The sequence below is a fragment of the Protofrankia sp. CiP1_Cm_nod3 genome (genome assembly GCF_982290655.1).
In genome coordinates this window covers 29,734-39,369 of sequence record NZ_CEVIVD010000045.1, presented here as the reverse complement: position 1 = coordinate 39,369, position 9,636 = coordinate 29,734, and the positions used below count along the sequence as shown (strand labels likewise).

10 protein-coding genes are annotated in these 9,636 nt (G+C 71.6%); 7 read left to right on the top strand and 3 right to left on the bottom strand.

The window, feature by feature from the left end:
* Window positions 1-253: 253 nt before the first annotated feature.
* Window positions 254-1,522 (bottom strand): PucR family transcriptional regulator, encoded by a 1,269-nt coding sequence (locus tag AC5LUJ_RS11265; protein ID WP_250283582.1) that lies wholly within the window; start codon window positions 1,520-1,522, stop codon window positions 254-256.
* Window positions 1,523-1,814: 292 nt separating this feature from the next.
* Here AC5LUJ_RS11265 and AC5LUJ_RS11260 point away from each other — a divergent pair, with 292 nt between their 5' ends.
* From AC5LUJ_RS11260 to AC5LUJ_RS11240, 5 genes are all read left to right on the top strand, one after another.
* Window positions 1,815-3,035 carry a phosphotransferase family protein gene (locus AC5LUJ_RS11260; RefSeq protein WP_250283584.1) on the top strand — a complete coding sequence of 407 codons (1,221 nt, stop codon included), beginning with the start codon at window positions 1,815-1,817 and terminating at the stop codon, window positions 3,033-3,035.
* 2 nt (window positions 3,036-3,037) lie between these two features.
* On the top strand, window positions 3,038-3,592 hold the full coding sequence (locus AC5LUJ_RS11255; RefSeq protein ID WP_493464906.1) for a hypothetical protein: 555 nt from the start codon (window positions 3,038-3,040) through the stop codon (window positions 3,590-3,592).
* A 200-nt stretch (window positions 3,593-3,792) separates the two neighbouring features.
* Window positions 3,793-4,764: a DUF7064 domain-containing protein gene (locus AC5LUJ_RS11250; RefSeq protein WP_250283588.1), complete on the top strand. Its 972-nt coding sequence runs from the start codon at window positions 3,793-3,795 to the stop codon at window positions 4,762-4,764.
* A 209-nt stretch (window positions 4,765-4,973) separates the two neighbouring features.
* On the top strand, window positions 4,974-5,864 hold the full coding sequence (gene mshB, locus AC5LUJ_RS11245; RefSeq protein WP_493464907.1) for an N-acetyl-1-D-myo-inositol-2-amino-2-deoxy-alpha-D-glucopyranoside deacetylase: 891 nt from the start codon (window positions 4,974-4,976) through the stop codon (window positions 5,862-5,864).
* A gap of 103 nt (window positions 5,865-5,967) precedes the next feature.
* Window positions 5,968-6,369: a DUF6113 family protein gene (locus tag AC5LUJ_RS11240; protein ID WP_445548252.1), complete on the top strand. Its 402-nt coding sequence runs from the start codon at window positions 5,968-5,970 to the stop codon at window positions 6,367-6,369.
* Between the two features lie 191 nt (window positions 6,370-6,560).
* Here the strand turns inward: AC5LUJ_RS11240 and AC5LUJ_RS11235 are convergent, their stop codons facing one another.
* Together AC5LUJ_RS11235 and AC5LUJ_RS11230 are read right to left on the bottom strand one after the other, a co-directional pair.
* Window positions 6,561-7,463 (bottom strand): transglutaminase family protein, encoded by a 903-nt coding sequence (locus tag AC5LUJ_RS11235; protein WP_250283593.1) that lies wholly within the window; start codon window positions 7,461-7,463, stop codon window positions 6,561-6,563.
* Window positions 7,460-7,723, bottom strand: coding sequence for a putative acetyltransferase (locus AC5LUJ_RS11230; protein WP_445548253.1), 264 nt, complete (start codon window positions 7,721-7,723; stop codon window positions 7,460-7,462). The genes AC5LUJ_RS11235 and AC5LUJ_RS11230 overlap by 4 nt, the downstream gene beginning before the upstream one ends.
* Window positions 7,724-7,810: 87 nt before the next feature.
* Here AC5LUJ_RS11230 and fdxA point away from each other — a divergent pair, with 87 nt between their 5' ends.
* Together fdxA and dapC are read left to right on the top strand one after the other, a co-directional pair.
* Complete coding sequence (fdxA, locus tag AC5LUJ_RS11225; protein WP_250283594.1) at window positions 7,811-8,134, top strand: ferredoxin; 324 nt, start codon at window positions 7,811-7,813, stop codon at window positions 8,132-8,134.
* Between the two features lie 56 nt (window positions 8,135-8,190).
* Window positions 8,191-9,597, top strand: a complete 1,407-nt coding sequence (gene dapC / locus AC5LUJ_RS11220) for a succinyldiaminopimelate transaminase (RefSeq protein ID WP_445548254.1) — start codon at window positions 8,191-8,193, stop codon at window positions 9,595-9,597.
* Window positions 9,598-9,636 lie beyond the last annotated feature (39 nt).

Sequence of the window (9,636 nt, the reverse complement as noted above, 5' to 3'; positions counted from 1 at the left end):
GGGCCTGCGGGCTAGGTCGGTTCGGTCGTCATGCTGCTTTCCCGACCGGCTGATCTCCACTTGGCCGTGGCTGACCGTGCCGTACAACATGCCGTGTCCGCGACGGTACCCGGACGGCAGCGGGAAACCGCAGTCGCCAGGAGGCCGTGCCACGCCGGGGGAACGCGCTGGCGTGCACCAAATCATAATTAATCATAGCACATCATGATATATAGGGATCAAAGCGGACAATATCGAAATATCAGTCAAAGCGTCAGCCGCTGTGGAGGGTGTGTTCGATGAGGAGGGCCGCGCCGAGCTCGAGGATGTCCTCGGACAGCGGTCTGCCCAGCAGTTCCTTGGCCTGTGCGAGCCGGTAGCTGACCGTCTTGTGGTGCACGTGCAGCAGCCGGGCGGTGCGTGTTCTGCTGCATCCCTGGGAAAGGAACGTCAGCAGCGTTTCGCGCAGCCGCCGGCAGTCCTCGTTGCGGCGGCCGAGGGCGCCGAGACGTTCGTCCGCGAGCCGCTGGGCGCGCCCGGGGTCGGCGCACAGCAGCGCGGCGAGTTCGACGTCACGGTGCCGGACCACGCCGGCGCCGGCCTGCCCGCTCAGCCGTGCGACGCGCTCGGCATCGCGGGCCTGGTAGTGGGACCGGCGGAACCCGGCCCGGCCCCGTCCCACGGATCCCATGCCGCCGAGCGTTCCGACCAGCGGAGTAGCCGCGATCCTGGCCAGGGTGTCCTCGTCCGGCCGGGCCGGCCAGCCGAACCAGGCCCACCACGTGCCGTCGCCCACCGGCAGCGTGAGCACCGCTGACGCGGCCGCGGCGCCCAGGTCGTCCAGCGCGCGCCGGACGTCGCCACCGGCGCCGGTCGGCGCGAGCACCATTGCCACGTGATGGGCCCGCACGTCGTAGCGGAGCAGTGAGCTCACCGCGATCTCGTCCACCGGGTCGTCGGCGACGAGCTCACAGATGAGGTCGCTGGGCGCGCGGTGCTGGAAGACACGCGGGACGTGCCCGCCGAACTCGGCGTGGTACTCGTCGACCAGGTGCGCGCAGGAGTGGTCGACGAACGTGAAGATGTGCTGGGAGGACAGCGACAGGACCTCGCGCAGCAGGTCGAGGTCGGCCACCCGTTCGCCGACGTGGGCGCTCCACATCTGCCAGAGCAGCCCGTGGCCGTAGTGGTAGGCGCGCAGCAGGTCGGTGACGTCCCCGCCGCCGAGGATCGAGTGGCGCAGCAGGTTGCGGGCGCCCAGGGGCGGCTCGATCGCCGTGGCCGGGATGCCGAAGGCCAGCGTGGAGAAGATCGCACCGACGTTCTGGTCGGTGCTCTCGCGCACCGCGTCGACGGCCGCCGGCGTCCGGTTCGGTACCAGGGTCGGCTGGCCGGCGAGAACCTGTTCGGTGATCTCGGCGGCGATCTCGGTGGAGCGCAGCAGCAGTTCGTGTGCGCAGCGCTGGATCGCTTCCGTGGCGGATGCGTACTCGGCCGGTTTCGGAGCGTCTAACGCGGGCTCCGTGTCGCGCTTCCCGGGCATCGGCCGAGCGTAACAGTTTCTCCGGTGAGAAGTGGTGTACGTCACATCAAGCTTGTCCCTTCTGCCGGCTCCCCTGCTCCGTTCGGGACAGCCCACCCCCGCGCCGCGGGATACCGCCGGTCGTCGCTGGCGGTCCGGGTGACGCCCGTCCCGCAGCCTTGCCAGTGCCGGATATTGGCGCACCGATCGTGCTCCGCCACAATTCCTGCCAACAGGAAAACCGGCGCGGCCGAAGCAGGTGAAAACCTTTCCCGCCGCGTGGGAACACATACCCGACGATGCGGGGGCCCGCATGCTGACCGCTGAAAAAATCCTACCCCGGGGCCATGACAAAAACGCGCCCCAGCCGGCCTGGATCGAAGATCTGCGTGGCCGCTACACCACCGAGAGGGAGATCGACGCGATTCTCACCCGTCGGCTCGGGCGACGCGCCGGCCCGGGTTATGCGCCGCAGTCCCTGGCCACGCTGCGGGCCGGTGTGGAGGCGCTGCTGCACGACGAACTCGACGAGCCCTTCACCGTCCTCGACACCCGCTGGCTGACCGGCGGCGCGTCGAAGGTGCAGATGGCCTTCACCCTCGACTGGGTCGAACCGGGTGTCGGCCGCACCCGGACACCGATGGTCCTGCGGATGGAACCGGCCGAGTCGATCGTCGAGACCAGCCGATTACGGGAGTTCCAGCTGATCAGGGCCATGCGGGGGGTCGTGCCGGTGCCCCCGGCGTACTGGGTCGACGCGGACGGCAGCCACCTGCCCTATCCGGCACTGATCTACGGTTTCGCGCCGGGGGCGACCAGGCCCTCGACGGCGACCAGCGGTGTCAGCGGGCTCGGCATCAACTTCGGGCCCGCGTTGCGCGGCCCGCTGGCCTCGCAGTTCGTCGAGCACCTCGCCGCCGTCCACACGTTCGACTTCAGCGGCGCGCAGCTCGGCGCATTTGACGTCCCGCAGGCCGGGACGCAGAGCGTGGAATGGGGCCTGAACTGGTGGGCCCGCGTCTGGGAGGAGGACTGCGGCGAGGAGGTGCCCCTGATGAACCTCGCCGCCCACTGGATGCGCCAGAACATGCCGCCGGCCGACCGCATCTGCGTCGTCCACGGCGACTACCGGGCGGGGAACTACCTGTTCACCGAGGCCGACGCCCGCATCACGGCGTTGCTGGACTGGGAACTCGGCCGGCTCGGCGACCGCCACCAGGACCTCGCCTACCTGGCCACCCCCGTCTTCGGTCACCTCGCGGAGGACGGCGCCACCTTCCTGGCCAGCGGCCTGCTGCCGCCCGACGAGCTCTACGAGGCGTACGAGAAGGCGTCGGGGCTCACCGTCGACCCCCGCCGGCTGCATTTCTACAAGATATACAACGCGTTCTTCCTCGCTGCCCTGACGCTCGGGACGGGATATCGGATCGCTCGCGGTGGGAAAACGCACCAGGACGTTCTCGTAGCCTGGCTGATCGGGATTGGGAGTCTGTTGCTGGACGAGATACGCATGCTTCTCGAGAAAGGTTTCTGACAATGATGGTGCGCCCTGACACCCAGCTCCGGACGATTATCAGGGCAATGACGGAGGTTGTCCTGCCCGCGGTCGACCCGGCCAACCAGATGGCCCAGGAACAGGCCCAGGTGGTGGTCGGCACCCTCCTGCTGATGGCCGAGCGGTTACCCCTGCAGTTCCAGTTCGACCGCGACGAGCTACAGCGGCTGACCGACTTCGCCGAACAGCTCGCGGGGGTGGCGAGCGGGGGGCCGCGGACGTCGGATCTGATCACCCGTCTCGCCGCGGACGCGCGGGCCGGCAGAGACGTCCTGGAACGCGCGAAGGCCGACCCCGCCGAGCTGGTGGACACCGTCCGCCAGCTACGGGCCGTCGCGGGCGCCGTCGTCGACACCGTCTTTGCCGACGCCGCCGCCGCGCCCTGCCGCGACGCGGTATGGCACGAGGTACTGACCATGTCCCGCGATCAGCTCCTCCGGGAGCGGGCGTGGGTCCTGCCCCAGGGGTTCGAGCAGGACCCGTCGAGCCTGCCGTCCCTCGACAGCCTCCTCGGGACGGCCGCTGCCACCGGATAAAGCCCCCACCTGGTCACCCGGCGCCGGCCTTACGCGTCCCGGCGTCCCGGCGTCCCGGCCATGACCGCTGGGCCGATCCGTGGCCCCGACCGGCCCAGCCGTCCCGTCCGTGCCTGCTGTCCGCGTCCTGTCCTGTCCGGTCCCGGTCCTGTCCTGTCGATGACCGTTCCGCGGACGGAGTACGAGCCGAAGGAAACGTCATGAGTGCCGATCTCGCACGCTTCGAGGGTGTCGTCTCGGACGACAACCAGCCTCTGTGGAACCAGAGCTACTACCTGAACTTCTACGACCCGCGGACCCGCATCGGCTGCTTCGTCCGGATGGGTCTGCTGGAGAACCAGCGGCACGCCAACAACTGGCTGATCGTCTTCCGGGACGGCCTGCCGGTCTTCGTCCGCACGAACCTCACCCTGCCCTACACCGACGACCGCCCGGAGAAGGGCGTCACCCTGGCGGGTGTGCACGTGCGGTCGCTGTCCCCGCTGTCGAGCACCCGGGTGACGTTCGCCGAAGGCGACTTCGGCCTCGATCTGCGGTGGGACACGATCTACCCGCTTGCCGACTGCATCGCCCTGACCCGGGACGCGGAGGGCTCGTTCGCCCGGGAGATGGCCCAGGTCCATCTGGAGGGCCCCTGCACGGTCGCCGGGCAGGTCACCGTCCGGGGCAGGCGGACCGAGGTCGCCGGCAGCGGGTTTCGTGACGTCGCCGCTGGTGTCCGTAACTGGGACGGTGTCCGGCACTACCGTCTCGCCTGGCCGGTCTTTGACGACGGCACGGCGTTCGCCGGCGTCCACGGCGTGTCGACCGGGGGCGCCGACGCCTACATGCGGATGTTCCACGACGGCCGGCAGTGGCTGCGCGTCACCCGTATCGACGATCACAACGAGTACGCGCCCGGCCCCTTCCAGGTCTCGCGAATGGACTGGGCGTTCACCGACGAGAAGGGGCGGACGTCCGGTTTCACCGCCCGGCCGCTGTTCAGCTGGTTGCTGCCCCAGGACTCGTTCGTGATCTGTGAGCAGATGATGGAGTACCGCCTGGCCGACGGCACGCTCGGCTACGGCCTGTGCGAGGGCGGTTTCCGGCTGCCATGGAGCGTCCCGAGCCCGGCCGGGCAGCCCGACGGGAGCAGCCAGGTGGCTGTGGGCAGCGGGCAGGGCGGTGGCTGACGGCGCCGGCTGGCAGCAGCGGTTGGCGGCACCGACTGATCGAGCTGGACACACCCTGCCCCGCCCGCGGTCGTCGATCTCGTACGGTCGTCGATGTGAATGCCATCGGTGCGGATATCCCGGGGGACGCTCCCGGGGACGTCGCCAGTCGCCTCCCCGGAGATACGGTGTCCGCCCGCCGTCCGGCCGGGCCGCCGGCGCGGCGGATCGTGTTCGTGCACGCGCATCCCGATGACGAGGTGATCGGTACGGGCGTGACCATGGCGTCCTACGCGGCGGCGCCGGACACCGCGGTCACCCTGGTCACCTGCACGCTGGGGGAGATGGGCGAGGTGCTCGTCCCGGGGCTGGCCAACCTGCGGTCGGATCTCGGCGACCAGCTCGGCGGGTACCGGATGGGGGAGCTGGCCGCGGCCTGCGCGGCGCTCGGCGTCAGCGACCAGCGCTTCCTCGGCGGGGCCGGCCGCTGGCGGGACAGCGGCATGATGGGGACCCCGGGCAACGACGACCCCCGCTGCCTGTGGCGGGCCGACCTCGACGTCGTCACCGCCGCGCTCGTCGGCATCGTCCGGGAGGTCCGCCCGCAGGTGCTCGTCAGCTACGACGCGAACGGCGGCTACGGGCATCCCGACCACATCCGCGCCCATCAGGCCACCGTGCGCGCGTTCGACGCGGCGGCCGACCCGGGCTTCGCACCCGAGGCCGGCCCGCCGTGGCAGCCGCTGAAACTGTACGAGACAGCCATGCCGCGCTCGGTGCTCCAGGCCGGGATCGACTACTTCCGCTCGGCGGGCACCGGCCAGGAGCTGCTCGCCGGGGTGGAGTCGGCCGAGGACGTGCCGATGACGGTGCCGGACGAGGCCGTCACCACCGAGATCGAGGCGAATCCCTACTATGAGGCGAAGGTCGCGGCGATGCGGGCGCACGCCACCCAGATGACGACGGACGGCTTCTTCTTCGCGCTGGCGGACGGTACCGGCCATCGTGCGTGGGGTACCGAGCACTACGTCCTCACCCGGGGCAGGCGCGGGCCGGGCGCCGGGCCGTACGGGCGGGAGACCGACCTGTTCGCGGGGGTGGATCTCGATGTCCGTGACTGATCGCCGAGCCGGTCGGGCGAGCGGGGCGGGACATGGCCGGGATGGCCGGGATGGCCGGGGCGGTCGCGCGGGCGGGGGGCACATGGCCGGTGAAGATCTTGAAATGTCCCGCCTGTTCCTGGGCTCGGCCTACACGTTCGGTGCCTTCGGGGGGCTTGGGCTCGGCCTCTACGGGGTGTTCCTCGTGCCCGCGGGCCCGCGTACCGGCGGGGTGCTGCTGTCGGTCGGCGTCGCCGTCGCCGTGGTCGGGAACACGGGCCTGGCGGTGCTGGCGCGCTGGCTGACCGGCACCCGGCTCGGCGCCGTGATCCCGCTGGCCGGCTGGGTGCCGGTCGTGCTGTGGCTGGCCGCCGCGCGTCCCGAGGGGGACCTGCTGCTGCAGGCCAAGGCCGCCGGATACCTGTTCATGGTCCTCGGCGCGCTCGCGCCGGTGGTCGTGGCGATGATCGGGCTGCCGCCGCGCGGCCTGTCCGCCGTGCCGCTGCCCGGCCCGCGCGGCCGGTGACCGCCGCGGCCCGGCCCGGTCCGGACACGGCCGGTCCTTCGGCCCCGCCGGCTTCCCGGCTTCCCGGCTTCCCGCCTTCCCGGGCTTCGCCCCGGAGTTGGCCGAGCCCGGCTCCGGGCCCGTTGAGCCCAGCTCGGGGCCAGCCCTGGGCCAGCCTCGGGGCCAGCCCAGGGCCTGCTTCAGGAGCTGGGTCAGTTCAGGCGCGCCCGGGCGGCATGCGCGGCCTCGCGGGCGGCCGCCGCGGCGGCCGGCTCCAGCGGCCCGACCGCGTCGGCGAACGCCGTGAGATCCTCGGCGCCGCCCAGGAAGTCGCCGAGACGCACGCGCAGCTCCCCGCGCTCCCGGCGCAGGTGCACCGGGTGGTGGGGCAGCAGCAGGGACAGCTCGACGGCCCACAGCCGTGTCGTGGTGGCCTCCGTCCGGGCCGCCCAGACCCGGATGTTGCCCAGCACCCGCATCAGCAGGTCCACCGGGCCCATCGGCGCGAGGTACGCGCGGGTGAACGGCGCCCCGGTGGAGCGGACCCGTTCCGCGGCCTCGTGCACCGTGATCAGCCGGCCGCCGCAGAACGGGTCGACCAGGACGTTGCGGCCGGGCGAGCCGATACCGACGATGACGTGTCCGGGCAGCCCGACGGGATAGGCCGGGATCCCGAGGCGGCGGGCGACCTCCACCCAGACCACGGACAGCATGATCGGCAGGCCGCGCCGGCGGCGGAGCACCGAGCTGAGCAGAGAGGAGGACAGGCTGTCATAGTCCGCGGGGTCACCGTGGAATCCGCCTCGTACCCCGAGCGACTGCCGCAGGATCTCGGCGGCGGTGCGCACGTCCAGGCCGGCGAGCGTCTGGCCGGCGGCCGGCCCTTCCGCCGTGCCGGCGGCCGCGCCACCGGCGCCGCCAGCGCTGTCGGGGTCCCGAGCGGTGGCATCGGCGAGCCGGCCGGTCTGCGCGGCCAGCGCGTCCAGCTGGGCGAGCTCCCGCGCCGGGTCGAGGCCGGCCTCGGCCTCGGCCGCGATCAGCAGGCAGGCCAGCCCGAGATCGACGGGCTCCTGCCGGACGGTTTCAGCAAACTGGCGTCGTGTCCGTACAGTCATTGCGGGTTCGCCTCCGTCTGCCCCGCGGCCTGCCCCGAGCTGGACCGGCGTACCGGCTGTGGCGGGACCCGCCGCCCGGCGACCAGATCTGTTTCGGCGACTCTCACGATAGAACCGTCCCTGGTGCGTATCGTCAGGCAGCGATCGGCCCAGGACAGCAGCTCCCCCACGACGTCGGTCAGTGGCAGGGGCCCGGCGGCCCGTCGGCGGATCGATACCCTGGCGCCGGTGTCAGCAGGAGTGATACGGACGACATACACGACAAGCGAACGCCCTTGGTGTCGACACGGAACCGTTCAGGTCGATACTAGGGAATCAGTCGCCCGTGAGCCGAGGAGGAACAACCGGTGACCTACGTCATCGCGGAGCCTTGCGTCGATGTGAAGGACAAGGCCTGCATTGAGGAGTGCCCGGTCGACTGCATCTACGAGGGCGGACGGATGCTTTACATCCAGCCTGACGAGTGCGTCGACTGCGGAGCGTGCGAGCCCGTCTGTCCGGTGGAGGCCATTTACTACGAGGACGACGTGCCTGACCAGTGGAAGGGCTTCTCGGACTCGAACGCCCTGTTCTTCGAGGAGCTCGGCTCGCCGGGCGGGGCGTCGAAGGTGGGGGCGCTCGACTTCGACCCGCCCAGCGTCGCCGCGTTGGCGCCGCAGGCTGAGTCCTGACCGGGTCCGTGGGGCCTGCCGCGGCCACCGGGCTTCGGCAGGCCCGTCACCGCCGCGTGCGGCTGCCTGACTTCCCCTGGGACGCGCTGGCCCCGTTCGCGGAGAAGGCCCGTGCCCACCCGTACGGGCTGGTCGACCTCTCCGTCGGCACACCGGTGGACGCGACACCGCTGGTCGTCCAGCATGCCCTGGCCGCGGCGGCCAACGCGCCGGGCTATCCGACGACCGCCGGCACGCCCGAGCTGCGGGATGCCGCCGCCGGCTGGCTGGCGCGCCGGCTGGGCGTGATCGTCGACCCGTCCGCCGTGCTGCCGGTGATCGGGACGAAGGAGCTGGTCGCGCAGCTGCCCGGCCAGCTCGGGCTCGGCCCGGGGGACCGGGTCTGGATCCCGGCTCCGGCCTACCCGACATACGAGGTCGGGGCTCTGCTGGCCCGGTGCGAACCGGTCCTGGGCCCGGCGGACGGCGTGGGGCTGGTGTGGCTGAACACCCCGGCCAACCCGTCCGGGCGGGTACTGACCGTGGACGAGATGCGCGCCGTCATCGGCTGGGCGCGGGAGCGCGGCATCGTCGTCGCCAGCGACGAGTGCTACATCGAGCTGGGCTGGGAGGCCCGTCCCGTCTCGGTGCTGCACCCGGACGTCTGCGGCGGCTCGCACGAGGGGCTGCTCGCCGTCCACTCGCTGTCGAAACGGTCGAACCTCGCCGGCTACCGGGCCGGGTTCGTCACCGGGGATCCCCGGCTGGTGGCGGGCCTGCTGGAGGTCCGCCGGCACGCGGGCGCGATGGTGCCCACACCGGTCCAGGCCGCGATGACGGCCGCCCTGGCCGACGACATGCACGTCGCCGAGCAGCGGGCGCGTTACGCCAACCGCCGGGCCGTGCTCGCGGCGGCGCTGGCGGTCGCCGGTTTCACGATCGAACACAGCGAGGCCGGGCTCTACCTGTGGGCGACTCGCGGCGAGGACGCGTGGGCCACCGTGGACGCGCTGGCCACGGTGGGTGTGCTCGTCGCCCCCGGGACGTTCTACGGTGAGGTCGGCCGTCGGCACGTGCGGATCGCCCTGACCGGGCCGGACGCGCAGATCGCCACCGTGCCGGAACGGATGGCAGTGCTGCCGCCGCCGCAGGCTCCCGCGCCGTCCGTGGGGGGATATCATCCCGATGCCCGTACGACTGGGGCACACCCGGTGACGGCTCCTTCCTCGGCACCTCCGTTGGCGGCCCATCAGCTGTCCGCACCTCGTCCGCCTGCGGGCCAGCCGGTACGGGGCCCGCAGCCCGGCTCCACCGGCACGGGAGCGTTTCCCGTCGCGGCCTGGCCCACCTACGACGCCCCCGGCTACAGCACCTCCGGCCATGACAATCCTGCCTACGACAAGGCCGCCTATGACGGTGCCGGTTACGACGGCAACGGCGGGCACGGCGTCCAGGTCACAACAGAACCACCGGACATCCGGTAACCCCCAAATTGTGCCTTTGGCACAATTTGGGGACCCCTA